Source organism: Bradyrhizobium sp. AZCC 1588, assembly GCF_036924735.1.
In the GTDB taxonomy this organism is placed as follows: Bacteria; Pseudomonadota; Alphaproteobacteria; order Rhizobiales; family Xanthobacteraceae; genus Bradyrhizobium.
Genome location: NZ_JAZHSC010000001.1, coordinates 4236588 through 4262807, shown reverse-complemented (window position 1 = coordinate 4262807; position 26220 = coordinate 4236588). Strand labels below are relative to the sequence as shown.

The window sequence follows — 26220 nt, the reverse complement described above, 5'->3', positions numbered from 1 at the left end:
GAGGGCACTTCATGCGTTGGCTCAAATTCACCGCCGCCGGCAAGACAGCCTGGGGCATTGTCGAGGGCGAGCGCGTGATCGCGGTCGATGGCGATCCGTTCGGCGAATGGCAGCGCGGCACGCAGTCGCATGCACTGAGGGACGTCAAGATCGAGCTGCCGCTGATCCCGCGCACCTTCTATTGCGTCGGGCTGAATTATCTCACGCACCTGAAGGAAGCCGCCGACAAGGCCGGCACGGTGCCGAACGTGCCCGACCGGCCCGAGATCGGCTATCGCGCGCAGAACGCGCTGATCGCCCATAATGAGGATGTGGTGATCCCGGCGAGCGCGACCGAGAAGATTCATTACGAGGGCGAGCTGGTGGTCGTCATCGGCAAGAAGGCAAAACACCTCACCGAAGCCGACGCGATGGACTGCGTGTTCGGCTATACGATCGGCAACGACGTCAGCGAGCGCACCTGGCAGAAGGCCGACCGCAGCCTGTGGCGCTCCAAGAATGCCGACACCTTCAAGCCGATGGGCCCGTGGATCGAGACCGACGTCGATCTCGACAGGATGGAAACGGTGATCCGCGTGAACGACAAGGAGACCGGCCGCTTCCGCACCAACGACATGATCTTCGGCATCGTGCCGTTCCTCGTCGAACTCTCCAAATATTTCACGCTGTCGCCGGGCGACGTTATCTGGATGGGCACCGACGGTGCCTCGCCTGATTTGAAAGCCGGCGATGTCGTCGAGATCTACATCGCCGGGATCGGAACGTTGCGGAACAGGTTTGTGAGGGAGAAGGGGTGAGGCGCGCTCTTTCGTCATGGCCGGGCTTGTCCCGGGCATGACGAACAGGGGCCCCGGCGTCCTCAGAAATGAGGACAGGCGCCGGAACCGGCATTGGGTAAGGTTCGTCCCAACGGGTATCCAATCCTGCGGAGAATCATCATGGCTCGCAGCTCCATCCTGCTCGGCTCGGCATTTACGAGCCTTGTCCTCGCATCGTCTCCAGCGGCAGCCCAACCGGCGATCGATCTGGATCAGCTCACCGCAACGCAAGCCGCCGCCGATCTCTGCGCCGGAAAAATCACCAGCAAGGCGCTGACCGCGGCGGCGGTGGCGCGCGCCAAGGCGAAGCCTGAGCTCAACGCCTTCATCACGCTGGACGAGGCCGGCGCGATGAAGGCCGCCGAAGCCTTCGACGCCGGCCGCAAGAAAGGCGCGTGCAAGCCGCTCGGCGGTGTGCCCATTGTCATCAAGGACAACATCGAGGTAGCCGGCCTTCCCAGCTCGGCTGGAACGCCGGCGCTGAAAAACTTCGTGCCGAAGAAGGATGCGCCGGTGGCGGCAAAACTGCGCGCGGCGGGCGCCATCATCATCGGCAAGACCAATATGCATGAGCTTGCCTTCGGCATCTCCGGTTACAATGGTGCGTTCAAGACCGGCTCGGAGCCCGGTGTGCGCAACGCCTATGATGCGACGAAGATTGCCGGCGGCTCGTCCTCCGGAACGGGGGCCGCGATCGGTGCGCGCATCGTCACCGCAGGCCTCGGTACCGATACCGGCGGCTCCGTCAGGGTGCCCTGCGCGCTGAACGGCTGTGCCTCGCTGCGCCCAACCGTCGGCCGCTATCCGCAGGCGGGGATCGCGCCTATTTCACACACGCGCGACACCGCCGGCCCGATGGCTTCCACTGTCGGCGACGTGGCGATCGTCGATCGTGTGATCGCCGGCGGCGGCGCGATTGCGCCCGCCGAGCTGAAGCGGCTCCGCATCGGCGTCGACAAAGCCATGCTGGCCAATCTGGATGGCGACACCGAAGCCGCATTCAAGACCGCGCTGGACAAGCTCAAGGCGAGCGGCGTGACGATCGTCGATGTCGAAATGCCAAAGCTCGCCGAGCTCAACGGCCAGGTCGGATTTCCGCTCGCGCTGTATGAGGCCTATGACGACATCATCGCCTATCTCAAGAAGACAGGCAGCGGCGTCGGCATCGAGAACCTCGCCAAGGAGATCGCAAGCCCCGACGTGAAGGGCACCTATGACGGGCTGGTCATTCCACGCAAACTGCCAGGACCGAACAATACAGTCGCTGACGCCAAGCCGGCCTATGACGCCGCGATGAGAACCGCCCGGCCGGCGTTGCAGGCGCTCTATCGCGACACGTTCGCAAAGAACAAGCTCGATGCCATCGCCTTCCCGACCGTGCCGAAGGTCGCGATCGCGTCCAACCCCGATTCCTCGAGCCTCGCCAATTTCCTGCTGTTCATCCAGAACACCGATCCCGGCAGCAACGCCGGCATCCCAGGGCTTCAGCTTCCGATCGCGCTCGGCGCGTCGACGAAGCTGCCTGTCGGCCTTGAGCTCGATGGTCCCGCGGGAAGCGACCGCAAGTTACTTGCGGTTGGCATGGCGATGGAGAAGCTATTCGGCAGGCTTCCGCCGCCGTCGCGCTAGCCGTTAATGCCTTGCAAACAGGCTGGCGACGCCGCTGCGGCGGCGGACGCCGAGCTTGGCAAAAATGCGCTCGATGTGGGTACGGACGGTGGAGACCTCGACCTGCAGCCGGTGCGCGATCTCCTTGTCGCTGAGATCGTCCGATATCATCCGCGCGATCTCGAATTCACGCACCGAGAGCTTCAGGATCGGTGAACCGGCAGCCGCAACGGCCGCCACCCCGCCGGCCGCGCGCACCAGCGCGCCGGTGAAGGCAGGCTCGATCAGCCGCAACAACTCCAGCGTATGGCCATCGAAATTCTCGCGGCGCGAGCCGCGCCAGATCCTGACGTCGCCGATATTGCGGCCGCCGGCGAAACTATAGGCATTGACGCCCCAATGCAGTCCATCGCGGGCGAGAAAATCGTTGAAGAATTCGGTCCGCATCAAGTCGCGTTGCGGCATCACCTGCGTGACCAGCGTCGCCTCGCGGCGAGCCTGAAGCTTTAACGTGATGGGGTCGCGCTGTTGAAAATAGCAATCGTAAGCCGCGATGTTGTCCGGGTCCATGTTCAGGTACACGGCCTTCTCGAAACGACCGGTCGCCTCCTGCCAGACGAACGAGGCGTAATGATCGGCCTCCAGCAGTTCGAGCAGATGATGGCCGACCGCCTCGCGAACGTCGCGCTCGCTGAGGTCTTCGGACAACAGCCCGAAGATGCGCGCCAGCACCCGGCTCTCGGAAGCGCTCACATACATGAGGCCATCCTAGCGGGGAACCGCGATCAGGGGAACCGGCTTCGCGTGAGCCTGCCGCCTACTCGACCTTGATGCCGGCGTCTTCGACGACCTTGCGCCAGCGCTCTACCTCGCTGCGATAGTATCGGCCGAATTCTTGGGGAGGTGCCGTAATCAGGACGAGGCCCTCGTTAACGCTAAGTTTTTTAAAGGCGTCGGCCTGCACGGCTTTCGCCGCCGATTTGTTGAGGCGGTCGATGATGTCAGGCGGCGTTTTCGCCGGCGCAAACAGGCCGTACCAGGTTTCCGCTTCAAAGCCGGGAAAACCGGTCTCGGCGACCGTCGGCAATTGCGGAAAGGCAGGCGAGCGTTCCGCTGATGTCACTGCCAGCGCGCGTAACTGACCGCCCTCGATCAGCGATGCTGCACTTGCCATCGTCGTGAACATCACCTGGGTCTGCTCGCCGATCAGATCGGTGATGGCGGGCGCGGAGCCCTTGTAGGGGACCATCGTCATATGGACGCCGGCCATGCGCTTGAACATTTCGCCGGCGAGGTGCGCCGAGGTGCCGGCGCCGAATGTTCCGTAGGAGATCTTGTCGGGCTCGGCCTTCGCCGCCGCGATCAGATCGGCGATCGAGCGAAACGACGATTTCGGATTGACGACGACGATATTGGGAGAACGCGCGATCAGCGCGACGGGCGCAAAGTCCTTGTTCGAGTCGAACGGCAATTTGGCATTCAGGCTCGGATTGACGGCATGGGCAAACGTTCCCATCAGCAGCGTGTAGCCATCGGCTTCGGCCGTCGCGACCGCCTGCGCGCCGATAATGGTGCTGGCACCCGGCTTGTTCTCGACGATGATACTGGCGCCAAGATCCTTTGCCATCTCCTGCGCCAGGACGCGGGCGATGGAGTCCGTGCCGCCGCCTGGCGCAAAGGGAACGATGATCTTGATGATGCGGTCCGGATAGGCGGCGAAAGCCTTGTTGCCCGAAAGCAGGGACGGCGCTATCGCGGCGAGCGCGAAGAGGAAGGCAATGCAGCGTCGATCGATTGCGCTCGTCGACATCGCAAGGCTTTCTGCCGCTCCCCATCTGCGCTCAAACATCCGCGGCCTCCCCCGGTTTGTTTCGGATCACTTTATTGTACCTGACAGCATCGATCCAGATCGTGACTATCGCTCCGATCAGGATACATTTGGGCGATCGTTCAAATTGAAAAGCGTCCAGAGAGGAGAACGTGCATGAAGCCCCGGATGAATTACTACCAGGCCGCGCCCGACACCATCAAAGCGCTCACCGCGGTGGAAGCCCAGATCGTCGCCTCAGGGCTCGAAAAGTCGCTGATCGAACTCGTGAAGACACGTGCCTCCCAGATCAACGGCTGCGCCTATTGCATCAACATGCACACCCAGGACGCCCGCAAATTGGGGGAGACCGAGCAGCGGCTGTATCTATTGAGCGCCTGGCATGAATCGCCGCTCTATACCGACCGCGAACGCGCCGCGCTGGCGTGGACCGATGCATTGACGCTGATCGCTGACACTCATGCTCCTGACAATCTCTACGCAGACGTGCGGGCTCACTTCTCGGAGGCGGAGACAGTGAATTTGACGATGCTGATTGGAGCCATCAACGCCTGGAACCGGCTAGCGATTGCCTTCCGCGCAGTTCATCCGGTGAAGGCGAAGGCCGCGGTGGCGTAACCAACGGGAGGACGGCATGAAACGATCGATTCACAGTATTGCGGCAATCACCCTGCTCGCACTGGTCACAGGCAACTCGCCGGTCGCGCATGCCGAAGGCGACAAGGTGACGCCCGTGCGTTCGGAAAAGCTGCCGAATGTTGCCGGCAAGAGCATAACCACCGTGCTGGTGAACTACGCACCCGGCGGCAAGTCGGCCAGCCACCATCACGCCGGCAGCGTGATGGCCTATGTGCTGACGGGAAGCATCCGTTCAGAGAATTCGGCGACCGGACCGGCCAAGGTCTATAAAGCCGGCGAGGCATTCTTCGAGCCTCCCGGCAGCGAGCATCTCGTGAGCGAAAATGCGAGCACGACGGAGCCCGCAAGCCTGCTGGCGATTTTCGTCGCCGATGATGGCGCGCAACTGACGACGTTCGGCAAGAAGTGAATTGAACACTCAGCTCGTCATGCGCGGGCTTGACCCGCGCATCCATCAAACAAGAAGAACCTTCAAGCGCGATGGATTGCCGGGTCAAGCCCGGCAATGACGAAGCGAGAGTTGGCGCTACACCGCCGTCGCCTTGGCGAACTCCACATAAATCTCCCGCAGGCGGTTGGTCATCGGTCCGGGCTTGCCGTCGGCGACTTTCTTGCCGTCGATCGACACCACGGCCTGTACGAACAGACTGGCGCTGGTAACGAAGGCTTCCTTGGCGGCCAGCGCTTCCTCGACGGAAAATGCCCTCTCCTCGACGCGGAGCTGGCGTTCTTCGGCCAGCGCGACGACGGCCTTGCGGGTGCAGCCGGGCAGGATCTCGCTGCCGTTCTGCCGCGTCACGATCACATCATCCTGGGTCAGGATGAAGCACGATGACGAGCCGCCCTCGGTCACCTTGCCGTCCTCGATCATCCAGGCCTCGCCGGCGCCGGCCACCGCCGCAGCTTGCTTGGCCAACACCTGCGCCAACAGTGCGACGCTCTTGATATCGCGGCGGGCCCAGCGCAGGTCCGGCACCGTAATCACGTTGATGCCGGTCTTGGCTGAGGGCGCGTTGATGATGTCCTTGGTTGAGGTGAACATGATCAACGTCGGCTTTACGTTCTTCGGAAACGCAAAATCGCGCCCGGTGTCGGCGCCGCGTGTTACTTCGAGATAAACCATGCCGTCGGCGAGATTGTTGCGCTTAACCAGTTCCTTCTGGATCTCCTGGATGCGCGCGGTCGACTCCGGCAGCGCCAGCTCGATCTCGCCGACCGAGCGCTCCAGCCGCGCCAGATGCGAGGCGTTGTCGATCAATTTTCCGTCCAGCACGGCAGCGACTTCATAGATGCCGTCGGCAAACAGGAATCCGCGATCGAGGATCGAGACCTTCGCCTCCGAAAGCGGGACGAACGAGCCGTTGACGTAAGCGATCTGTTCCAAAGTAGAGTCTCCTGGAGGTAGTAAAGCTGTTGCGTGGACCTTATCGGCAATCTGTTAACGGCGAGAACCTCTCACCGCGACCCGGATGATTTCGACGGCCACCACCGTCATTGCGAGGAGCGCAAGCGACGAAGCAATCCACCTATCCGTTACGCCGCGCTATGGATTGCTTCGCTTCGCTCGCAATGACGGCGGCGGCCGCAGCGACTAATGCGACAGAATCTTCGACAGGAACTTCTGCGCGCGTTCGCTGCGCGGGCTGCCGAAGAAATCCGTCTTCAACGCGTCCTCGACGATCTCGCCCTTGTCCATGAAGATCACGCGATGCGCGACCTTGCTGGCAAAGCCCATTTCGTGGGTGACGACCATCATGGTCATGCCCTCATGGGCGAGGTCGACCATCACGTCGAGCACCTCGCTGATCATCTCGGGGTCGAGCGCCGAGGTCGGCTCGTCGAACAGCATCGCAATCGGGTCCATGGCAAGCGCCCGCGCGATCGCGACGCGCTGCTGCTGGCCGCCGGACAATTCGGCCGGGTATTTATTCGCATGCACCGTCAACCCGACACGCTCGAGCAGCTTGTGGCCCTTGGCCATGGCCTCGTCATGCGAGCGGCCCAGCACCTTCTCCTGCGCGAGACACAGATTTTCGATGATCCTCAAGTGCGGAAACAGCTCGAAATGTTGGAATACCATGCCGACGCGCGCGCGCAGTTTTGGCAGATCGGTCTTGGGATCGTTGACCTTGATGCCGTCGAGAATGATCTGGCCTTCCTGAAACGGTTCAAGCGCGTTGACGCATTTGATCAGCGTCGACTTTCCCGAGCCCGACGGGCCGCACACCACCACCACCTCGCCCTTGGCGACGCTGGTGGTGCAGTCCTTCAGCACCTGGAAACTCGGCCCGTACCATTTATTGACGTGGCTGATTTCGATCATAGGCTCTCACCGAACAATGGCAATGCGTGCCTGCAGGCGCCGGACGCCATAGGACGCGACACAGGAAATTACGAAATAGACCGCGGCCGCGAACAGATACATCTCGACCAGCCGGCCGTCGCGCTGCGCCACCTTGCTGGCGGCGCCGAGGAAATCCGGGATCGACAGCACGTAGACCAGCGAGGTGTCCTGGAACAGTACGATGGTTTGCGTGAGCAGCACCGGCAGCATGTTGCGGAACGCCTGCGGCAACACGATGTAGCGCATGGACTGGCTGTAGGTCAGGCCGAGCGCGCTTGCGGCCGCCGGCTGCCCTTTGGAGATCGACTGGATGCCGGCGCGCATGATTTCGGAGAAATACGCTGCCTCGAACATGATGAAGGTGACGAGCGATGAGGTGAACGCGCCGACGCGAATGGGCCGCGACGCCCCCGTCAACCACTGTCCGATATAGGGCACCAGGAAATAGAACCAGAATATCACCAGCACCAGCGGCAGCGAGCGCATGAAGTCGACATAGAGCCCGGCGACGCGGCCGAGCAGCTTGTAGCCGGACAATCGCATCAGCGCGATCAGCGTACCGAAGACCAGGCCGCCCAGCGCCGACAACCCGGTCAGCATCAGCGTAAAACTCATGCCGTCGAGGAACAGGTAGGGCAGCGAGCGGCGGATGACATCGAAATCGAGATTGTCGAACATCGCTATTTCCCCGTGATATAGCCGGGGATCGCCAGGCTGCGTTCGAGGAAGCGCATGCCGGTGACGACGACGATGTTGATCGCGAGATACATCACGGTCGCGGCGGTGAAGGCCTCGAACACCTGGAACGAGAATTCCTGCATCGCCCGCGCTTGGCCGGTCAGTTCGATCAGGCCGATGGTGATCGCGACGGACGTATTCTTGATGGTGTTGAGGAATTCGGACGTGAGCGGCGGCAGGATGATGCGGAACGCGATCGGCAGCAGCACGTAGCGATAGCCCTGCGCCGTGGTTAGACCCAGCGCGGTCGCGGCATTCTTCTGTCCACGCGGCAGCGAGGCGATGCCTGCGGCCAATTGCACGGCGACACGCGCCGACATGAACAACCCGACCCCGATCGCCGCCGTCCAGAATGGCGCATTCGGAATCTGCTTCAGCCACAGCCCCGCGCCGCGCGGCAACAGTTCCGGCAACACGAAGAACCAGAGGAATAACTGCACCAGCAGCGGCATGTTGCGGAAAAATTCGACATAGCAGAAGCCGATCCAGGACGCGGTTCTCGACGGCAGCGAGCGCAGGATGCCGATGAAGGTGCCGAAGATCAGCGCGATGACCCAGGCCAGCAGCGCGGTCTGGATGGTCAGCAGCAGTCCCGACACCAGCATGTCGAGATAAGTCCCCGCCCCTGTCGGGTTCGGCTCGAAGAAGATGTGCCAGTTCCAGTTATAGTTCACGCTGCACCTTGTCCCCGAAAGTGCCGGTAAAACTCTTGATCGCTAACGCTTATGCAAATGTCCGGCCATTTCTATTGCAAAATGGCCGGACTATCTTGCTGGAAGTTCCTCATCCTGAGGAGCCCCGCACTGCGGGGCGTCTCGAAGGATGAGGGTCTACTTTTACTTATACGAATCCGGATCCGGCGAGTCCGACGGTTTGGCGAATTCGTTCTTCAGCTCGGCGCTGATCGGCGTGTTGAGGTTCAGCCCCTTGGGCGGGATCTTCTGCGTAAACCACTTGTCGTAAATCTTCTGGCCCTCGCCGCCCGTATAGACCGCCGCCGTCGCCGCATCGACCACCTTCTTGAAGGCCGGATCGTCCTTGCGCAGCATGATGCCGTAGGGCTCGGGCTTGGAGAAAGCATCCTTGGAGATGAGGTAATCGCCCGGCGCCTTCGAGCCGGCAACCAGGCTCGCGAGCAGGATGTCGTCCATCACGAAGGCTACGGCGCGATCGGTCTCGACCATCAGGAATGCCTCGGCGTGGTCCTTGGCCGGGATGATGTTGATGTTGAGGCTGCGCGCCGCGTTCGCTTCGGTGAGCTGCTTGATATTGGTGGTGCCGGCAGTAGAGACCACCGGCTTGCCCTTCAGATCGTCGATCGAATTGATCTTGCTCGCCTTCTTGGTGACGTAGCGGCTGGCGGTCAGGAAGTGGGTGTTGGTGTAGGAAATCTGCTTCTGGCGCTCGACATTGTTCGTGGTCGAGCCGCATTCGAGATCGATCGTGCCGTTGGCGAGCAGCGGGATACGGGTCGACGACGTCACCGGGTTGAGCTTGACCTCGAGCTTGTCGAGCTTGAGCTCTTTCTTCACGGCATCGACGATCTTGTAGCAGATGTCCATGGCGTAGCCGATCGGCTTCTGGTTGTCGTCGAGATAGGAGAACGGAATCGACGAGTCGCGGTAGCCGAGCGTGATGGCGCCGGTATCCTTGATGTTCTTCAGCGTCCCGGTGAGCTCCTGGGCCGTTGCCGGTCCGGCGCACAACGCACCCGCGACCAGACAACCGATAATATGATGGTGTTTCACGTAACTTCTCCCTCCAAAGGTTTCAGATGATTGCTCATCCACCCTAACTCAGCAACTTGCCGGGCCGTTTGGCCGGCGGTCTCGAGCCTTTCTTGGCAAGACCCTTGGCAAGATCCTTGGCAAGACCGCCTCCGGCGTGCCCGGCACTATGCCTGCACAATTCGGACCAAAACAGATTTAGCGCCCGTTGGCCATCATGCATTCGGCCCCTGAATGCGACTAAAGACAAAGGCAACGCCCATTTGTCGCCGCCGATCGGGACCAGCCGCTTCCGGCCGGAAGCCGCCACAGTCCCCTCCGTTAACCAAGCCACACCGCGTCCGCTGAACGCCATCCCGCACAGCACGTCGGACATGTCGCTTTCAATGACCCGCACGCCGAAAATGGGGGCGGTCTCCAGGATGAGATCGACCAGCCGGGCGAAATAGACGCCGGGCGAATACATCAAAAGGGGGACCGGATGCGACGCCCGGCCGGGCAGCGACGCGCCGCCCTTCGCCACCAGCGCCTCGCTGGCGTAGGGCCGCAAGAATTCGGTGCCGAGGGTGACGCGTTCGTAGCGATCCGGATCGAGATGGATCGGCTGCTGGGCGTGGTGGTAGCAGATCATCAGGTCCACGTTGTCGGAGACCAGCGAGGTGACGAGATCGTGGATGTTGCCGACGACCACCGAGCAGCTCAGCCGCCGCTCCTGTGACCAGGCTTGCCACCAATGCGGCAGCCGCGCGGTGGCCATCGCGAACGGCAGGGCGATGCGGATATGTTCGTTGCGGTGAAGCGGCTTGCCGCCAAGCTCGACGCGGCTGTCGAGCATCTGCCGCAGCAACTCGCCGGCATGCTCGCGAAAGCGCTCGCCTTGCGGCGTGAGCTGCGTCGGGTACACGCTGCGGTCGATCAGGTCGAAACCGAGCCAGGCTTCGAGCGATTTGATCCGTCGGCTGAACGCGGCCTGCGACGTGTTTCGTTTTTCGGCGGCGCGGGTGAAATTGCCGGTCTCGGCCACCATCAGGAAATCCTGAAGCCAGCGAAGCTCCATCAAGCCCCCCGCATTGCAAGCGATCGCGGCGTCGCCGCCACGATAGCCGCTCTGGGGCAACGCGTGGCTGCGGACGCAAACCGGCGCCGGTTCTCGATAGCAAATGTGAAGCTCCATGCCGGTAAACGTAGCGGGTCGCCGCCCGGGATGACCAATGCAAGCTTTGCATCGCCTCGGCTCGCCTTCGCTTCTGCGGCAGTCCCCGTCAAATCTCGCCCGTTCATGTCAGCCGTTCGACATTCGCCCATGATCGCATCTTCCTTAGCCTGCCACGCCCCCGGCAGGTTATGCAAATTTTGCATCATGCAGACTTGGCATCAAGGGCGGCGTTCGGTGGCCTTAAACCTGGTGAGCAACACCCCTTCGTCCGATCGATTCTCACGCCTCGATCGGATGATCACCAAGATGAGACCTCGAAATGAAAATCTGCGTACTGGGCGCCGGTGTCATTGGACTGACGACCGCATGGTGCCTCACTGAGGCCGGGCACGACGTCATCATAGTCGACCGGCATGCCTCCACCGCGAAAGATGCCAGCGCCGCCAATGGCGGCCAGCTCTCTTACGCGTTCGTGGCGCCGCTGGCGTCTCCGGCAACACTCAGGAAGCTGCCGTCGCTGCTGCTGTCGTCGACTTCGCCGATGCGCATCCGCGCTGGCCTCGATCCGGCCTTGATTCCCTGGGGCGCGCGCTTCCTGCTCGCCTGCCGGCCGGCAGCCGTGCGCGAGACCATTGCAGCGCAACTTGCGCTCGCCGCCTTGAGCCGGAGCGAGCTGGCGCGGCTGACGCAAAGCCTGATGCTCTCATTCGGATTGCGAACGGCCGGCAAGCTGGTGGTGTTCCGAAGCCGGAACGAGTTCGATATCGCGCGACGCGCGGTCACCGCGAAAGCCGGCGAGGACGGCCAACAGGTGTTGACGCCGGCGGAATGCCTGGCGCTGGAGCCTGCGCTCAGACTTGACGCGCACGAATTCGCGGGCGGCATCTTCACGGCCTCCGAGCAGGTCGGCGATTGCGCGGCCTTTTGCGCAGGACTGACGTTCCGCCTGCGACAGCGACGCAACGTCGAATGGGTACTCGGTACCGAAGTTGCCGGGCCGGTCCGTTCGGGCGGCCGGCTGGTCGCCGTCGACACCGGCAAGGGACATGTGCAGGCGGACCAATTCGTTTTGTGCATGGGCGCGGCATCGGGCGCTTTTGCGAAGGCGTGCGGATTCTATCTGCCGATCTATCCGCTCAAAGGCTACAGCATCACGCTTTCACCGGCGCCGGAGGCGCCCCTTCTTCGGCACAGCATCACGCATATGGAACGCAAGCTGGTATGTGCGCCGCTCCTGCGCGACGGGCACACAGCCATACGGGTTGCCGGCATCGCCGATCTCGAAAGCGACACCACGATCGACGCAGGACGCGTCGAAGTCCTGCGACGCGCCTGCGCCGAGCTGCTTGGGATCGACGCAGCCGGCGACATCGAGCCCTGGTGCGCGCTTCGTCCCATGACGCCAGACAGCCGGCCGATCATAGGCTGGTCGCCGCTTGACGGCCTCTTCATCAATTCAGGACACGGTATGCTCGGCTGGACGCTGGCGTGCGGCAGCGCGCGGCTGACGGCGGACTTGATCGGTTGCAAGCCCTCGGTCACCGCGACCGGAGCGTTTGCCCTGCGCCGCGCTGCTTAACGAGCGGTGACGTTGCGAACGAGCGGGCCGACAATCCAGACTAGTCGTGACTGCCCGAATTCGCATGGTGCGGCGGCGGCCAAATTCCGTAATCCGGGATGCCGCGGCAGACCGATTGTCGCTGGCGTCATTTCCAGCTTGTTGCGACGCGGACGGCGCGAGCCCCCAAGCCGCCAACACGCTTTTCTTCCTCGGCGATTTCAGGGATGATCGAGCCCGGGAAGAAACAAGCGGCCCTCGTGTCAAGAGAAGCTGCAGGGGAGTGTTGCATATGTTCAGACGTAGCCATTTGGCGACCGCCATTGCTGCCTTCATGCTGATATCCGCAGCCGCCGGCGCGCAAGAATATCCCACCAAGCCGATTACGCTGATCGTCCCGTGGCCGGCGGGCGGTTCGACCGACATCTCGATGCGCGCGATCGCCGAAAGCGCTTCCAAGGTGCTGGGACAGCCGATCGCGATCGACAATAAGGCCGGTGGCTCCGGCACCGTTGGGCCCGCCACGATGGCGGCAGGCGCCAAGCCAGACGGCTACACCATCGCGCAGATTCCGATCACCGTGTTCCGCCTGCCCCTGATGCAGGAAGTTTCGTGGAATCCGGACAAGGACTTCACCTATATCGTCCACCTCACCGGCTACACGTTCGGCGTTACCACCAGCGCCGAGTCGCCCTTCAAGACGTGGAAGGACGTTGTCGACTACGCCAAGCAGAATCCCGGCAAGGTGACCTATGCGACGCCGGGCGCCGGCACATCGCTGCATATCGGCATGGAGCAGATCGCGTCCATGGCCGGCATCAAGCTCACCCAGGTGCCTTTCAAGGGCGGCGCGGAAACCAACGCTGCGGTGCTGGGACAGCACACCATGCTGCAGGCGGACTCGACCGGCTGGCGCCCCTTGGTCGACGCCGGCAAGCTGCGGCTTCTGATGGTGTGGACCTCGGCGCGTTCGCCGAATTATCCCGACGTGCCGACGCTGAAGGAGCTCGGCTATCCCATGGTCTATGACTCGCCATTCGGCATCGCCGGACCGAAAGGCATGGACCCGAAGATCGTCGCCAAGCTGCACGACGCCTTCAAGAAGGCGCTGGACGATCCGGCCGTGATCGCGACGCTGGCGAAATTCGACATGGTGCCCAGTTACAAGAGCACTGAGGACTACAAGAAGTTCGTCGTCGAGGTTACCGAGTCAGAGCGCAAGGTGGTCGACAAGCTCGGTCTGGCGAAGAAGACGAACTAATTGTTGCCTAGCACGTGTCCCGGACGCGGTGCAGCGCGTTTGCGTTGCTCCGCAGAGCCGGGACCCACTGCGCCCGCAAACGCCCGCAAACATATGGGCCCCGGCTCTGCGGCGCACCACTTCGTGCTGCGCCGCGTCCGGGGAACGGCTGAAAGAGACAGATGAACGACAACGCCAACGTCAAATTCCGCCTCAACAATTCCGAACTGTGGGGCGGGCTGATCGGGCTCGCGCTCGGCGGCTTCGTGATCTGGTCCGGGCTCAAGCTCAAGCTCGGCACCATCAACGATCCCGGGTCGGGCTACGTCCTGTTCTATACCGGCATCCTGATGTGCCTGTTCGCTGCAGCGATTATCGTCGCGGCGCTCACCGAGGGCGGGCCGACCTTCGGTTCGCGTTGGCAGAATGCGCGCTGGACAAAGCCGGTGATCGTCATCGCCTGCCTCGCCGCGTTCGCCTTTGCGCTCAATCCGCTTGGCTTCCTGCTGTCGTCGATCCCACTGATGGTGCTGCTGTTGCGGCTGGTCGATCCGGTGCGCTGGCAATTGACCATTCCAATCGCTCTGTTGGTGCCGCTCGGCATGTGGTGGATCCTTAAGCGCCTGCTGCTGATCCAATTGCCCTCGGGCATCTTCGAAATCGGCTGATCGCACCATGGACACGCTCATCAACGTCGCGCATGGCTTCGGCGTCGCCCTTCAGCCAATCAATCTGATCTATTGTTTCATCGGCGTCTTTATCGGAACGCTGGTCGGCGTGCTGCCCGGCATCGGCCCGATCTCGGCGATGTCGCTCTTGCTGCCGATCACGCTGTCTGGGACGCCAGAATCCGGCATTATCATGATGGCCGGCATCTATTACGGCTCGATGTATGGCGGCTCGACCACCTCGATCCTGGTCAACATTCCCGGCGAGGCCGCTTCCGTCGTCACCTGTATTGACGGGCACCAGATGGCGAAACAAGGCCGCGCCGGTCCAGCGCTCGGCATCGCCGCGTTCGGCTCGTTCATCGCCGGCACCTTCGCGCTGATCGCGCTGATGCTGGTGGCGCCGAAGCTTGCCAGCGTCGCGATCGCGTTCGGACCGGCTGAATATTTCAGCCTGATGGTGCTCGGCGTCGTGGTGCTCACTTTCCTGACGCAGGGCTCGATGGCGAAGGCGCTGCTGATGGCTTGCACCGGCGTTGTGCTCGGCCTGATCGGTCTCGACAGCATCACCGCGCAGCCGCGCCTGACCTTCGGCCGGATCGAGCTAATCGACGGCATTGGCCTCGTCCCGGTTGTCATGGGCCTGTTCGGCGTCGCGGAGGTGCTGCTCAACACTGAACAAATCATCAAGCGCGACATCATCAACACGAAGATCACGCACCTGCTGCCGAGCAAAGCAGATTGGAAGGCCAGCGCGGGCCCGATGTCGCGCGGAACGATTATGGGATTCCTTCTCGGCATCCTGCCGGGCGGCGGCGCGGTGATCTCTTCCTTTGCGTCCTATGCTCTGGAAAAGCGGCTGTCCAAGACACCGGAGCGCTTTGGCAACGGCGCGATCGAGGGCGTGGCGGGACCCGAAGCCGCCAACAACGCGGCCGCCGGCGGCGCCTTCATTCCGCTGATGACGCTCGGCATTCCGCCGAATGTGGTGATGGCGCTGTTGCTCGGCGCCTTCGTCATTCACGGCCTGCAGCCCGGTCCCTTGATGATCACGCAGAACCCGGGTCTGTTCTGGGGCATCGTCGCCAGCATGTATATCGGCAATTTGATGCTGCTGGTGCTAAACCTGCCGATGATCGGCATGTGGGTCCAGCTCCTCAAACTGCCCTACAACATTCTGTTCCCGCTGATCATCCTGTTCACCATCATCGGCGTCTATTGCTCAAGCAACAACGTGTTCGACGTCTATGTGATGATCGCGTTCGGCATTATCGGCTATTTCATGCGCAAGCTCGGCTACGAGCCGGCGCCATTGGTGCTGGCCTTCGTGCTGGGACCGATGCTGGAGAACAATCTGCGCAAGTCGCTGATCCTCTCCCAGGGCAATCTGATGACGTTCGTCGAGCGGCCGATCTCGGCCGCCTGCCTTCTGTGTGCAGTCGTGCTGCTGGTCGCGCCGTTGCTGCCGTCACTTCGCAAGAAGCGAGAGCTGGTGGCGCTGGATGAAGAGGTGTGAGGGGCCGGAGCAGTGCCGCGCCCCGTGTCCCTGCTGCTAGTCGCCCGCTTGTTCCGCCGCTTCGCGGCATGATAGGCACCAACCATCCTCGTGTAGCCAGCAATTCTCCTCTTGTTCATGAGGGTCGCTGCGCAGCGACTTGACGCCGGCGCCGCGATCACGCGACAACGCTTCAGCGAGCCGCTTACTCACCTCAGCATCGCGTGCACCCGCGAATTCATAGAATAGAACCTGACACAAGAACCGCGCGCTGAACTTGTCAGCGCGGAGGCGCGTGACCAGCAACATGCCGCCGAAACCTTCAGCTGGTGTCATGGGAAACAATAGGCGTCCGCCGGGCTTCAATGCGTCCAGCCAGGCCGGAAGCGGATGCGTCGCTCCAGCACTGGCGACGATCACGTCCGCGGGCGTGAGAGGATGACCGGTGCCGTCGCCATTCGCGACCATGACCTGCGGCCATGGTGCGAGGGCCGCACGCGCCAGCTCCGCAAGTCGCGGCTCGATTTCGATCGCCTCCACGGCGCCATCACGACCGACCAGCTCGGCCAGGATCGCAGTGTAATAGCCCGTGCCGCAACCGAGATGCACCACATGTTCGTTGGCCGCGACATCAAGCTTGTCGAACACGAAAGCCCAAAGGCTGGGCTGGCCGTTGTTGAGGCTGCGGCTTTCGTCGAGCGCGATCAGCACATCATGATAGACGTGACATGGATCGTCATCGGGTGTGGTTCGATAGTCCGCCATGTTCCAGAAGCTTTTGATCCGCCAAGGCCCGGGGCCGACGAACCCCTCACGCGGCACGGCCGCAAAGGCCGCCTTCACCGCGGCTGAGCGCATATCGGCGACAAACCAGAGGTCTTCTGCATAGTGTCGGCGCTGGACTTCTACAGAATCGGACATCAGGGCCTCTCAACCATGGGATGAGCGGCCAGCGTAGCACATCAAGGATGCAGCCGCTGTAGCCTCATCACACTCCTGCTCGCCCGGATTGAGCTGTGGCCTATCTGTTCGTGATGCACCCGGGCTTGTCCCGGGGCGTCCACGTTCTTTGTCATCCCGCGCAAGGGCGTGGATGGCCGGGACGAGCCCGGCCATGACGCCAGGTGAGGCATTTTCGTTCAAGCCTTGCGCTTCATCTCGCCAAGGTCCCAGAACAGGCCGGCCATGATGGCGAGCGCCTCTTCGGTCACCGGCAGCAGGATGTGCTCGTCCGGCGCATGCTGCGAGCAGCCAGGGTAGGAATGCGGCACCCAGATTGTCGGCAGGCCAAGTCCCTCGGCGAACACGTCATTCGGCAGCGAGCCGCCAAAGTTCGGCAGGATCGCCGGCGACTTGCCGGTGGTCTCCCTGATCGAGTTCGCGGTCCAGTTCACCCAGGGGCTGTCGACATCGGTGCGTGAGGCGGCGAAACGTTGCGTGCCGCAGACTTCCACCATCGGAAAGCCGTTGGCGTGCAGGTGCGCGCGCACGGCGTCGATGACCTCTTCATATTTGGTGCCGACGACGAAACGAAGCTGCAGCACGGCATTGGCGCGTCCGGGAATGGCGTTGGCTGGCTTCTCGATACTGCCCGACGACATCGCCAGCACCTCCAGCGTATTCCAGGCAAACAGCCGCTCAGCAGGCGATAGCCCCTCCTCGCCCCAGTCGGGCGCCAACGCCGGTTCGTCCGCGGTCGGCTCGATCTTCACATCCGCAAGCGCCGCGCGGACGGCATTCGAGATCCGCGGCGGTTTGAGCGCGTCGAGCTTCATCCGCCCCTTGCCGTCGACGAGGCTGCCAATGGCGTTGCAAAGGATCGTCGCGGGATTGGCGAGCACGCCGCCCCAGTTGCCCGAATGGTGGCCGCCTTCGCGCAAATTGACATCGAGATGGATGCGATTGCCGCCGCGGCAGCCGAGGAAGATCGTGGGCCGATCGGCCGAGAGCCGCGGCCCGTCGGACGCCAGGAACAGATCGGCTTTCAGTTCCTCGCGATGGGCTTCGCACACCTGCCGCAGATCGGGCGAGCCGATCTCCTCGCCGGTCTCGATAATGAATTTGGCATTGAAGCCAAGCTTGCCGCCGCGGGTCTCGCGTACGGCGCGCAATGCCGCGAGGTTGATACTGTGCTGGCCCTTGTTGTCGGCGGTGCCGCGGCCATAGACGCGCTCGCCCTTGGTCGTGACCTGCCACGGATCGAGATTGTCGCGCCATTCGCCTTCCATGCCGTCGACGACGTCGCCATGGCCATAAGTAAGCACGGTCGGCAGCGAGGGATCCTCACGATAATCCGCCAGCAGATACGGCCCCTTGCCGGTCGGCGATTCGATCAAGCGGGTGGAAAAGTCGAGCGCGGCAAAGGCCGGCTGGAGGTCGTCGACGAGATAGGCGCGCAACGCCTCGCCGCTGCCGGGATTCTGGCTTTCGGTCCGATATCCAACCCTGCGGCCGAGCTCGGCGAGAAACGCGCCGGAATGAAGATGCTCGCGTACCCGCGCAACCGCGTCGGCTCTATCAGCCATATTTCTTTCCTTTGTTCGCAAACGTGTTGGGCCGCAACCTATCGGGATAAGCCGCCCGCTGGAAGAGGCAGGGCCTGTCGAATGGGCCTTGCTAAACGCAGCGAGGATGCAACAATTTCAGGCAACAGCCCGGCGTTTAACCGGGCAAATGCGCGAGGGAACTGCGCGCTGCGAGGTTCGCGTCATGACAAAACAAATCCGGCTCAACGCCTTCGCCATGAACTGCGTGGCGCATCAATCGCCGGGGCTTTGGACCCATCCGCGCGACCGCACGCTGGACTACAACCGCCTGCCCTATTGGCTCGATCTGGCAAAGACACTGGAGCGCGGCCGGTTCGACGGGCTGTTTCTCGCCGACGTGCTTGGTGTCTACGACGTCTTCGGCAACAGCCCGGACGCTGCCCTGCGCAATGCTGCACAGACGCCGGCCAACGAGCCGCTGATGCTGATCCCGGCGATGGCGGCGGTGACGCAGAATCTCGGCTTCGGCGTCACCAGCAATCTCTCTTTCGAGCCGCCCTACCCGTTTGCGCGGAGAATGTCGACGCTCGATCATCTCACGGAGGGACGCGTCGGCTGGAACGTGGTGACCGGCTATCTCGACAGCGCTGCCCGCGGCGCCGGCAAGGACAAGCAGACCGCGCATGACGACCGCTACGACATCGCTGACGAATATATGGAGCTGGTGTACAAGCTCTGGGAAGGAAGCTGGGAGGACGAGGCCGTGCTGCGCGACCGCGCGCGCGGGATTTTTGCCGATCCTTCCAAAGTGCATCGCATCCAGCACGAGGGCCGTAACTACCGGCTCAACGCCATCCATCTTAGCGAGCCGTCACCGCAGCGGACGCCGGTGCTGTACCAGGCCGGCACCTCCCCGCGCGGTCGAAAGTTCGCGGCCCAGCATGCCGAATGCGTGTTCATGTCGGGACCGTCGGCCAAGATCATCGGGCCGCGGGTGGCCGCGATCCGCGCGCTGGCGCAGGAGATCGGACGCACCCCGGCTGAAATCTTGATGTTCTCCATGATGACCATCATTCTCGGCCGCACCGAGGCCGAGGCAAAGGCGAAGTACGCGGACTATCGGGCGCACATCGCGACTGAGGGCGCGCTGGCCTTGATGTCGGGCTGGATGGGCGTCGATTTCTCGAGCTACGACCTCGACCAGGAAGTGCGTCACGTCCAGAACGACGCCGGCCGCACCGCGCTCGACAACGTCACGCGCGCCGATCCCGACCGGGTCTGGACCGTGCGCGAAGTTGTCGAGCATGTCGGCATCGGCGGCGCCGGACCGGTCGTGGTCGGCGCGCCCGAGAAGGTTGCCGACGATATCGAGGCCTGGTTCGAGCAGACCGACGTCGATGGCCTCAACGTCGCGTTCGCCACCTCGCCCGGCGATTTCGAGGATATCGCCGACATGCTGGTGCCTGAATTGACAAGGCGAGGACGGTACAAGAGCGAATATGCGAAGGGAACGCTGCGAGAGAAGTTGTTCGGTGCGGGGCGCGCGCGGCTGACGGAGCAGCATCCGGCGGCGAGATTTCGCCCGCATGTAGCGGCGGGGTAACTCGTAGGGTGGACAAAGGCGCACTTTGCGCCGTGCCCACCATTTATCCACATCGCGCTTCTGAATGGTGGGCACGCGGAGCCTGTCATCGGGCGCGCGTTCGCGCGACCCGTTGGCTTTGCCACCCTACGATTTCGCAATGACGGCTCAATTCACCGCGTTACTCACCATCACCTCGATCAGCTTCGCGCCGGGGCGGCTGAAGGCCGACGACAATACGGACTTCAATTGAGAAGGATCGGTCACCTTCGTCGCCTCCAGACCAAGCGATTTCGCCACGCCGGCAAAATCCACCGGGGGATCCACAAAATCCATGCCGACGTAATGATCGTCGCCGTGGAAGGCGAGCAGCCGTTGCTTGATGATGCGGTAGCCGCCATTGTTGACGATGACGAACGTCAGCGGCAGCTTGTGGTTTGCGGCCGTCCACAGCGACTGGATCGAGTACATCGAGCTGCCGTCGCCGGAATAACAGACCACTGGCCGCTGCGGATTGGCGAGGCTGACGCCGACAGACGCCGGCAGTCCCCAGCCGATGCCGCCGGAGGCGAGCGCGTGATAGCCGTAGCGGTCGCGGTGCGGACGCAGCGCGATGATCTGCCGCGACGACGTCAATCCCTCGTCGACCAGAATGGCGTTGTCGGGCATCGCCTCGACCACCTGCAGCGCCAGCCAGTCCGGATCTATTGGTAAAGTCTTGGCATGTTTCGCAATCTGTTCGATCAGCGGCTTGCGCCGCGCCGTCCAGTTCTTCGAGGCGAGTGCGTCCAATCCTTGGCTCGCGCGTGCCTGGAGCGCGCTGCCGCCGGCGGCCTTGAGTGCCGGCACCAAAGCGCGCAAGGTTTCCCGCACATCGGCCTTGAGCGCGATTTCCGCGCCATAATTCCTGGCGAGATCGTTATCGACCAGGCCGATCTGCACGATCGACAGCCCGTCCGGCAACGGATCGACTTCGCTGTAGACCGACATCCGCAAGGGATCGCCGCCGAGCGCGATGATGAGATCGTACGGCGACAGCGCGTCACGGGCGATCTTCTGGATGCGCGCCAGCGCACCCATGAAGCACGGGCTTTCCGACAGGAAATGGGCGCCATAGGGCGTCGGCGACTGGTAGGCTGGGCAACCCAGCGTTTCCGCGAGTTGAGCGGCCTCCTGCAGCGCATCGCTTTTCACGATCTCGTCGCCAACAATGATCACCGGCCGCTCTGCCTTGAGAATCCGCGCCGTGAGCGCCTGCAACGATTCGTCCGATGGTTTGACGCGCGTATCGACGCGGGTCGAGCGGCCAAGCTCGATGCCGGCCTCGGAGTTGAGGATGTCGCCCGGCAGCGAGATGAACACTGGCCCCGTCGGTGGCGTGGTCGCGATCTTGGCGGCGCGGCGCACGATGCGCGGCAGATCCTCCAGCCGCGTCACCTCCACCGCCCATTTCACCAGCGGCGCGGCCATCTGCACCAGCGGACCGTAGAGCACCGGCTCCGTCAGGCCGTGGCCCTGCTCCTGCTGGCCGGCCGTCAGGATCAGCGGCGTGCCGGTGAAGCTGGCGTTGTAGAGCGAGCCCATCGCGTTGCCGAGGCCGGGCGCGACATGGACGTTGCAGGCGACGAGCTTGCCGGAGGCGCGGCTGAAGCCGTCGGCCATCGCGACAACCAGGCTTTCCTGCATCGCCATCACATAGGTGAGGTCGGGATGGTCCTTCAGCGCGTGCATGATCGGAAGTTCGGTGGTGCCGGGATTGCCGAACAGATGCGTAACGCCCTCGTCCTTCAGCAGCGCCAGGAATGCCGAACGGCCGGTGATCTTGTTTTTCATTTTTCCTCCCGCCCGCCGCTTCGATGAAGTGCGGGGAGGAAACAGATGACCAAACTTGACGCGTGTAAGCAATGGAGCGCGGTCATGGCTGCTCTGCACAGACATTTTCCGTGTCCCGGACGCCCTGTAGCGCGGCAGTGGTACACTGCGGGACCCGGACACAAAATCGCGAAAACAACCCCATGCAAAGTAGAACGGGACCCGGCTCGCAGCACTCAGGCCGCTTGCCTCCGAAGCACGAGATGGTCCGTCGTCACGGCCTCATCCCGCTCTAGGCCGTGCACTTATTAAGCGACTGACTGATGTCCGCTCAACGCTCAACAGCGGCGGAATAGCGGACATAGCCCGATGTCGCAGAAGGGGCCACAAGCCGACATACGCGGGTGCGCAGAAATTCCGCTCTAATGGAATGGCCCGGCCGTGCTCCGGCCCCGCCAGCATCGACAAGGAGCGGGCGCAATCGGGCTGCAATCCGCACCGAGTTTCCGTTCACTAGGGTTTGTCATCGCGTTACCATTCCTCGAACGGCCCAGGCACTACTTGCAAAACTGCGCGGGCCGTCCGGAAGGCCGGCCAGATAAGCTGCCCTGACGCTTGACTGGATCTGCCGCCGTGTCGGCTCAGGCAAACCAGCCAAGAACTCACTGTGGGTCCCTTGGCCGAAAACAGCCGGGATCCAAAAGTCTTCAAAGTTCTCGAAGTCCATCCGAATAGTGAGTAGTGTCGCAGCCACGTCCGAGAGGCCAGCATGCTGGAAGGCGGTCTGCAGCTCATTCGGCCGTGTCATCGGACGGATCAGTAGACCTGACCTTCGCTGCTCCGCCGGCGGATGGATCGCTGCAACCGTGTCCCAGAACATTCGCCGGCTTGGCATTCCTCCGAAAGTATCCCAGACCGCTGCGGCAACGATACCGCCCCGCTTCACAACACGAACCATCTCAGAAATGGCTCTGACCGCGTCGGGCACGAAGTGAAGAACCAGAAGAGATAAGGCCATTTCGAATTGAGCCGATTCGTATGGCAAAGCCATCGCATCGCCTTGTCGTACATTGATCGATGCTGCTCCCTTCCGGGTGTTTAGCGCCTCCACAAATTCCGACGCATAGTCCAAAGCATCGATCGATGCGGCTTTTCGCCGGGCGGCGATTTCGAAGGTCAAACTTCCGGTCCCACAGCCTACGTCCAGAACCGCCCCACCCTCAACGAGCCCCGCGAAGTCAAGGAAATCTGAAGCAAGTCGTTTGCTCCACCGTCCCATGTAAGAGTCATAAGCCTCCGGATCGCGCGCCACAAAGTTCGAGGGCATTGTTCACCGCTTTTCCGTAGTTCAGGCGGACTACGCTCTTGGCTGTGAGCATCATCCAACCTCTTCAATGGCATTCGTTTTGGCATGCGTCCGCTGTGATAAGCGCCTACTCCAATTTCGCGCCGGAGCGCTTCACGACATCGGCCCATTTCGCCGATTCCTTCTTGATGAGCGCTGCGAACTCCTCTGGCGTCCCGCCAGCCGGCTCGTCGCCGATTTGCTCATAGCGCGCTTTGAAGAAGTCAGATTGGATTGCACGGTTGATGGCCGCGTTGAGTTTATCGGCGATCGGGCGAGGCGTGCCGGCTGGTGCCGCGACGCCAAACCATATCGGCGCTTCATAACCGGGAACGCCGGCCTCGGCGATCGTCGGCAGCTCGGGGAAGCCGGCCGAACGCTTCGGACCGGTGACGCCCAACGCCCGGATAGCCTTCTGCCTGGCATGCGGCGCGATGGACGTGAGGCTCTCGAACATGAGATCGACGCGCCCCGCAATGAGGTCCGTGATGGCGGCGGTCCCGCCCTTGTAGGGCACGTGCACGATGTCGGTGCCGCTCATGAATTTGAATAGCTCGCCGCTGACATGGCCCGGCGAACCGCTGCCCGACGACGCGTTCGAAAGCTTGCCGGGGTTCTTCTTGGCGTACTCGACCAGTTCGACGACGCTGTGGATCGGCAGCGAGGGCGCGACAGCAAGCAGGAGGTGCCCGGTCGTGACTAGCGCGATAGGCTGGAAGTCGCGCTCGATATCGTAAGGCGGCTTGGCGACCATATGCTGCGCGATCGCGAACGCACCGATACTGGCGAACAGCAGCGTGTAGCCGTCGGGCTGCGCCTTTGCGACCGCGTCATTGCCGATGACGAAAGCGCCGCCTGGCCGGTTCTCGATGATGATAGATTGGCCGAGCTCCTTTGACAGCTCCTGCGCGAGAATGCGTGCGCCATTGTCTGTGGCGCTGCCGGGGGCTTGCGGGACGACGATCTTTATGGCGCGCTCGGGATACTGCGCTTGAGCGGTTGTCGCAAAGGCGGCAGCGCATGTCAGGCTCGCGAACAAAAGCTGTTTTATGCACATCGGCTTTCTCCTTCGCTTGTGGTTTCACCTTCGGGGGCATGTTGAAAGATCAATGCATTATCGCTCAGCAAGGCCAGGACGACGATTGATTGCTCGCCGCCGCTGAAGGTTCACGAGCTTTGACGGCATGTGACGTCGCTTGGTTCCTCTCTCCTCGGCTGCGCGGTTCCCACCTAGTGCGTCGCTCAGCGGTCAGTGGCATGCGTGAGCCATCTTCCAAGCTGTGTGAACACTGCCGCCGGACCGAACGCTCGTCCAATGCATAATTGTGCTAGTAAAGCATGCCGCCGCGGAATAGAAATGCCACCATGGATCTGAGGCGCCTGAAAACTTTTGTTACCATTGCCGAACTTGGCACGGTGTCCAAAGCGGCGGTGCACCTGCGCATTGGGCAGCCCGCGCTGTCGCGCCAAATCAGCGATCTTCAGCAGGAGCTCGAGCTACGTCTCTTTGATCGTGTAGGACGCCGCTTGGTTCTAACGGCCCAAGGCGAGCAGCTCCTCGTGGATTGTCGGCGCGTCCTAACCGACCTCAACAGCGTGCACGAGCGGGCAGCGGCGCTTCGGCGCGGCGACAGCGGCAGGCTGAAAGTCTTAGCCCCGCCGCACACGATTGAAAGCGTGCTATCCGGGTTTCTACCGCGGTATGCTGAGAGCTTTCCGCAGGTTCATGTCGAATTGACTGAGGCCCTTGGGCCTGAGCAAGCCGCCCTACTCGAGCGCGGTGAAGCTCATGTCGGCATCAGAATTGACCCAGGTGATGATCCTCGCTTCGAGACGCGCGTCCTACAGTCCGCGGATGTGTTGGCTGTCAGTGCTGCATCCGTCGAACTCGGCAAAGCCGGTGTCGTAACGATCGAGCGGCTTATCTCATACCCGCTCCTGTTACCGTCGGGCTATTCCGTCCGCCGCCTGTTCGAGGCGGCTTGCCGCCTGGCAAAAGTCCATCCCAAGGTAATGCTGGAGAGCCGCGCATCGCATACGCTATTGACCTTGGCAGAGGCTGGGCAAGGTGTGGCGATCGTCCCATCCCTTCAGCGAACTGATCGCTACAAAGTGCGCGTCGCCCGAATAACGCACGGGGGCAAGCCCATTCGAGAACGCGTTGCGGTTCAGTGGGACAGGCGCCGTCCACTTCCGCCGTACGCCCTCACTTTTTGCGAACACCTGGCCCGCTACATCCACACCGTCTTCCCTGTCACAAAGCCTACCAAGACCAATCGCTCCGTGGGTCTTCGTGCGCGCTAACGTCAACAGTTTCGTGGTCGAATTTTTAACCGTACCCCGTGATCCCCGCGTGACGTTATGTCTTCAAAAGGCACGCATCATGGTCCGAGAAGGGTCAAGAACGACAAAGCTCAGGGTGAGCATAATAGGTCCGCTTTCGGGTGCATAGCGTCCGACCCGCTCCTTGGCGGGCCACATTGAGCCGGACTGTCTTGCCGTGATTCAAGCCCCTTATCGCCTTCGTCCAAGTCGCGTCCATCCGGCTATGGCTGGCTGCGCGTAGTGGGTCCACGCTCTAGAACATCCCTTCACGATCCGTCCGCTTCTTCTTTTTCGAGCGCTGCCAGACCACGCCGGGATATCCCTTCAGCGGCACCAAGGGCTCGCCGGTGTAGGCCCATTCCTGCAATTCCTCGATCGCGATGTGATAGAGCGGCTGGCGGCCGGTGCGGCCGGAGAACAGCGCGCGGGGGATGTTGACCATGTGCGGCGAGCGCGGACGCTCATAGACGACAGGCGTGCCGCAACTGGAGCAAAAACTGCGTACCGTTTTGGTGGCCTCGTCTTCGTACCGTGTGAGACTGGCCTTGCCCTTGGTAATACGAAAACGCTTGCGCCAGCTTCCGACATAGGTCGCGTAGGCCGCGCCATGCGCGCGGCGACTGGCCGGCGAATGATCGTGCCAGGCCCAGCGCGCCGGCACGTCGATCTCGAAGGCGACCTTGCCGCACAGGCATTGGCCCGCGGCGGGTTTGCCGAGTGAGACGGCCTTGGTTTTCTTTTTTTCTTCCAGCTCCGGTTCAGGAAACATTGTCGGCCTCTGTCCTCACGTTTCGTCATTGCGAGGAGCGAAAGCGACGAAGCAATCCACCTATCCGTTATGCCGCTCTATG

Annotated in this window: 24 protein-coding genes; 10 read left to right on the top strand and 14 right to left on the bottom strand. The window is 62.3% G+C overall.

From position 1 onward, the window contains the following. Positions 1-11: 11 nt before the first annotated feature. The gene (locus tag V1277_RS19965) at positions 12-797 is read left to right on the top strand and encodes a fumarylacetoacetate hydrolase family protein (RefSeq protein ID WP_334417770.1); all 786 of its coding nucleotides are present in this window, start codon (positions 12-14) and stop codon (positions 795-797) included. Positions 798-1019: 222 nt separating this feature from the next. Then, positions 1020-2447: an indoleacetamide hydrolase gene (iaaH, locus tag V1277_RS19960; protein ID WP_334420416.1), complete on the top strand. Its 1428-nt coding sequence runs from the start codon at positions 1020-1022 to the stop codon at positions 2445-2447. Between the two features lie 3 nt (positions 2448-2450). Here iaaH and V1277_RS19955 read toward each other — a convergent pair whose 3' ends face one another. Both V1277_RS19955 and V1277_RS19950 read right to left on the bottom strand, forming a co-directional pair. After that, entirely contained in the window at positions 2451-3185 is a 735-nt protein-coding gene (locus V1277_RS19955; RefSeq protein ID WP_334417769.1) for a helix-turn-helix transcriptional regulator, read from the bottom strand. A gap of 58 nt (positions 3186-3243) precedes the next feature. Next, positions 3244-4275: a tripartite tricarboxylate transporter substrate binding protein gene (locus V1277_RS19950; RefSeq protein WP_334417768.1), complete on the bottom strand. Its 1032-nt coding sequence runs from the start codon at positions 4273-4275 to the stop codon at positions 3244-3246. A 135-nt stretch (positions 4276-4410) separates the two neighbouring features. On the opposite strand from V1277_RS19950, the gene V1277_RS19945 reads away from it, so the two are divergent. Both V1277_RS19945 and V1277_RS19940 read left to right on the top strand, forming a co-directional pair. Continuing rightward, a complete protein-coding gene (locus V1277_RS19945; RefSeq protein WP_334417767.1) occupies positions 4411-4872 on the top strand; it encodes a carboxymuconolactone decarboxylase family protein in 462 nt (153 codons plus the stop codon). Between the two features lie 16 nt (positions 4873-4888). Next, positions 4889-5302 carry a cupin domain-containing protein gene (locus V1277_RS19940; RefSeq protein ID WP_334417766.1) on the top strand — a complete coding sequence of 138 codons (414 nt, stop codon included), beginning with the start codon at positions 4889-4891 and terminating at the stop codon, positions 5300-5302. A 117-nt stretch (positions 5303-5419) separates the two neighbouring features. Here V1277_RS19940 and V1277_RS19935 read toward each other — a convergent pair whose 3' ends face one another. The 6 genes from V1277_RS19935 to V1277_RS19910 form a co-directional block, all read right to left on the bottom strand. Further along, positions 5420-6277 (bottom strand): D-amino-acid transaminase, encoded by an 858-nt coding sequence (locus V1277_RS19935; RefSeq protein ID WP_334417765.1) that lies wholly within the window; start codon positions 6275-6277, stop codon positions 5420-5422. 207 nt (positions 6278-6484) lie between these two features. Then, the gene (locus V1277_RS19930) at positions 6485-7216 is read right to left on the bottom strand and encodes an amino acid ABC transporter ATP-binding protein (protein WP_334366677.1); all 732 of its coding nucleotides are present in this window, start codon (positions 7214-7216) and stop codon (positions 6485-6487) included. Positions 7217-7222: 6 nt separating this feature from the next. After that, positions 7223-7915: an amino acid ABC transporter permease gene (locus tag V1277_RS19925; protein ID WP_334366676.1), complete on the bottom strand. Its 693-nt coding sequence runs from the start codon at positions 7913-7915 to the stop codon at positions 7223-7225. Positions 7916-7917: 2 nt separating this feature from the next. Beyond that, positions 7918-8649 (bottom strand): amino acid ABC transporter permease, encoded by a 732-nt coding sequence (locus V1277_RS19920; RefSeq protein ID WP_334417764.1) that lies wholly within the window; start codon positions 8647-8649, stop codon positions 7918-7920. 162 nt (positions 8650-8811) lie between these two features. After that, a complete protein-coding gene (locus V1277_RS19915; protein WP_442894503.1) occupies positions 8812-9723 on the bottom strand; it encodes an amino acid ABC transporter substrate-binding protein in 912 nt (303 codons plus the stop codon). 43 nt (positions 9724-9766) lie between these two features. Continuing rightward, positions 9767-10759 (bottom strand): LysR family transcriptional regulator, encoded by a 993-nt coding sequence (locus V1277_RS19910; protein WP_334417763.1) that lies wholly within the window; start codon positions 10757-10759, stop codon positions 9767-9769. A gap of 418 nt (positions 10760-11177) precedes the next feature. Between V1277_RS19910 and V1277_RS19905 the strand changes: the two genes are divergently transcribed. The 4 genes from V1277_RS19905 (at position 11178) to V1277_RS19890 (ending at position 15840) form a co-directional block, all read left to right on the top strand. Beyond that, positions 11178-12437, top strand: coding sequence for an FAD-dependent oxidoreductase (locus V1277_RS19905; protein ID WP_334417762.1), 1260 nt, complete (start codon positions 11178-11180; stop codon positions 12435-12437). Positions 12438-12708: 271 nt separating this feature from the next. Next, positions 12709-13677, top strand: coding sequence for a Bug family tripartite tricarboxylate transporter substrate binding protein (locus V1277_RS19900; protein WP_334417761.1), 969 nt, complete (start codon positions 12709-12711; stop codon positions 13675-13677). Between the two features lie 161 nt (positions 13678-13838). Continuing rightward, on the top strand, positions 13839-14324 hold the full coding sequence (locus V1277_RS19895; protein ID WP_334370285.1) for a tripartite tricarboxylate transporter TctB family protein: 486 nt from the start codon (positions 13839-13841) through the stop codon (positions 14322-14324). 7 nt (positions 14325-14331) lie between these two features. Beyond that, entirely contained in the window at positions 14332-15840 is a 1509-nt protein-coding gene (locus V1277_RS19890; protein WP_334417760.1) for a tripartite tricarboxylate transporter permease, read from the top strand. 36 nt (positions 15841-15876) lie between these two features. Here V1277_RS19890 and V1277_RS19885 read toward each other — a convergent pair whose 3' ends face one another. Both V1277_RS19885 and V1277_RS19880 read right to left on the bottom strand, forming a co-directional pair. After that, positions 15877-16677, bottom strand: a complete 801-nt coding sequence (locus tag V1277_RS19885) for a protein-L-isoaspartate O-methyltransferase family protein (RefSeq protein ID WP_334417759.1) — start codon at positions 16675-16677, stop codon at positions 15877-15879. Positions 16678-16958: 281 nt separating this feature from the next. Then, positions 16959-18344, bottom strand: coding sequence for a M20 family metallopeptidase (locus V1277_RS19880; RefSeq protein ID WP_334417758.1), 1386 nt, complete (start codon positions 18342-18344; stop codon positions 16959-16961). Between the two features lie 184 nt (positions 18345-18528). On the opposite strand from V1277_RS19880, the gene V1277_RS19875 reads away from it, so the two are divergent. Then, complete coding sequence (locus tag V1277_RS19875; RefSeq protein ID WP_334417757.1) at positions 18529-19908, top strand: LLM class flavin-dependent oxidoreductase; 1380 nt, start codon at positions 18529-18531, stop codon at positions 19906-19908. Between the two features lie 147 nt (positions 19909-20055). On the opposite strand, the gene V1277_RS19870 is transcribed toward V1277_RS19875, so the two are convergent. The 3 genes from V1277_RS19870 to V1277_RS19860 form a co-directional block, all read right to left on the bottom strand. Further along, positions 20056-21720: a thiamine pyrophosphate-binding protein gene (locus V1277_RS19870; protein WP_334417756.1), complete on the bottom strand. Its 1665-nt coding sequence runs from the start codon at positions 21718-21720 to the stop codon at positions 20056-20058. Positions 21721-22222: 502 nt separating this feature from the next. Beyond that, complete coding sequence (locus tag V1277_RS19865; protein ID WP_334420414.1) at positions 22223-22978, bottom strand: class I SAM-dependent methyltransferase; 756 nt, start codon at positions 22976-22978, stop codon at positions 22223-22225. Positions 22979-23132: 154 nt separating this feature from the next. Then, a complete protein-coding gene (locus V1277_RS19860; protein ID WP_334384053.1) occupies positions 23133-24101 on the bottom strand; it encodes a Bug family tripartite tricarboxylate transporter substrate binding protein in 969 nt (322 codons plus the stop codon). 308 nt (positions 24102-24409) lie between these two features. On the opposite strand from V1277_RS19860, the gene V1277_RS19855 reads away from it, so the two are divergent. Next, positions 24410-25348: a LysR family transcriptional regulator gene (locus tag V1277_RS19855; protein WP_334417755.1), complete on the top strand. Its 939-nt coding sequence runs from the start codon at positions 24410-24412 to the stop codon at positions 25346-25348. Between the two features lie 274 nt (positions 25349-25622). Here V1277_RS19855 and V1277_RS19850 read toward each other — a convergent pair whose 3' ends face one another. Next, complete coding sequence (locus V1277_RS19850; protein ID WP_334417754.1) at positions 25623-26138, bottom strand: GFA family protein; 516 nt, start codon at positions 26136-26138, stop codon at positions 25623-25625. Positions 26139-26220: the final 82 nt, after the last annotated feature.

Excerpts from the sequence above, each read along its gene's own strand:
- V1277_RS19950 (WP_334417768.1), bottom strand. The coding sequence starts at position 4,275 with ATGTTTGAGCGCAGATGGGGAGCGGCAGAAAGCCTTGCGATGTCGACG.
- V1277_RS19955 (WP_334417769.1), bottom strand. The coding sequence starts at position 3,185 with ATGTATGTGAGCGCTTCCGAGAGCCGGGTGCTGGCGCGCATCTTCGGG.
- V1277_RS19860 (WP_334384053.1), bottom strand. The coding sequence starts at position 24,101 with ATGTGCATAAAACAGCTTTTGTTCGCGAGCCTGACATGCGCTGCCGCC.
- V1277_RS19890 (WP_334417760.1), top strand. The coding sequence starts at position 14,332 with ATGGACACGCTCATCAACGTCGCGCATGGCTTCGGCGTCGCCCTTCAG.
- V1277_RS19910 (WP_334417763.1), bottom strand. The coding sequence starts at position 10,759 with ATGGAGCTTCGCTGGCTTCAGGATTTCCTGATGGTGGCCGAGACCGGC.
- V1277_RS19895 (WP_334370285.1), top strand. The coding sequence starts at position 13,839 with ATGAACGACAACGCCAACGTCAAATTCCGCCTCAACAATTCCGAACTG.
- V1277_RS19965 (WP_334417770.1), top strand. The coding sequence starts at position 12 with ATGCGTTGGCTCAAATTCACCGCCGCCGGCAAGACAGCCTGGGGCATT.
- V1277_RS19855 (WP_334417755.1), top strand. The coding sequence starts at position 24,410 with ATGGATCTGAGGCGCCTGAAAACTTTTGTTACCATTGCCGAACTTGGC.
- V1277_RS19905 (WP_334417762.1), top strand. The coding sequence starts at position 11,178 with ATGAAAATCTGCGTACTGGGCGCCGGTGTCATTGGACTGACGACCGCA.
- V1277_RS19945 (WP_334417767.1), top strand. The coding sequence starts at position 4,411 with ATGAAGCCCCGGATGAATTACTACCAGGCCGCGCCCGACACCATCAAA.
- V1277_RS19865 (WP_334420414.1), bottom strand. The coding sequence starts at position 22,978 with ATGGGACGGTGGAGCAAACGACTTGCTTCAGATTTCCTTGACTTCGCG.
- V1277_RS19870 (WP_334417756.1), bottom strand. The coding sequence starts at position 21,720 with ATGAAAAACAAGATCACCGGCCGTTCGGCATTCCTGGCGCTGCTGAAG.
- V1277_RS19900 (WP_334417761.1), top strand. The coding sequence starts at position 12,709 with ATGTTCAGACGTAGCCATTTGGCGACCGCCATTGCTGCCTTCATGCTG.
- V1277_RS19885 (WP_334417759.1), bottom strand. The coding sequence starts at position 16,677 with ATGCGCTCAGCCGCGGTGAAGGCGGCCTTTGCGGCCGTGCCGCGTGAG.
- V1277_RS19925 (WP_334366676.1), bottom strand. The coding sequence starts at position 7,915 with ATGTTCGACAATCTCGATTTCGATGTCATCCGCCGCTCGCTGCCCTAC.
- V1277_RS19850 (WP_334417754.1), bottom strand. The coding sequence starts at position 26,138 with ATGTTTCCTGAACCGGAGCTGGAAGAAAAAAAGAAAACCAAGGCCGTC.
- V1277_RS19940 (WP_334417766.1), top strand. The coding sequence starts at position 4,889 with ATGAAACGATCGATTCACAGTATTGCGGCAATCACCCTGCTCGCACTG.
- V1277_RS19930 (WP_334366677.1), bottom strand. The coding sequence starts at position 7,216 with ATGATCGAAATCAGCCACGTCAATAAATGGTACGGGCCGAGTTTCCAG.
- V1277_RS19880 (WP_334417758.1), bottom strand. The coding sequence starts at position 18,344 with ATGGCTGATAGAGCCGACGCGGTTGCGCGGGTACGCGAGCATCTTCAT.
- V1277_RS19875 (WP_334417757.1), top strand. The coding sequence starts at position 18,529 with ATGACAAAACAAATCCGGCTCAACGCCTTCGCCATGAACTGCGTGGCG.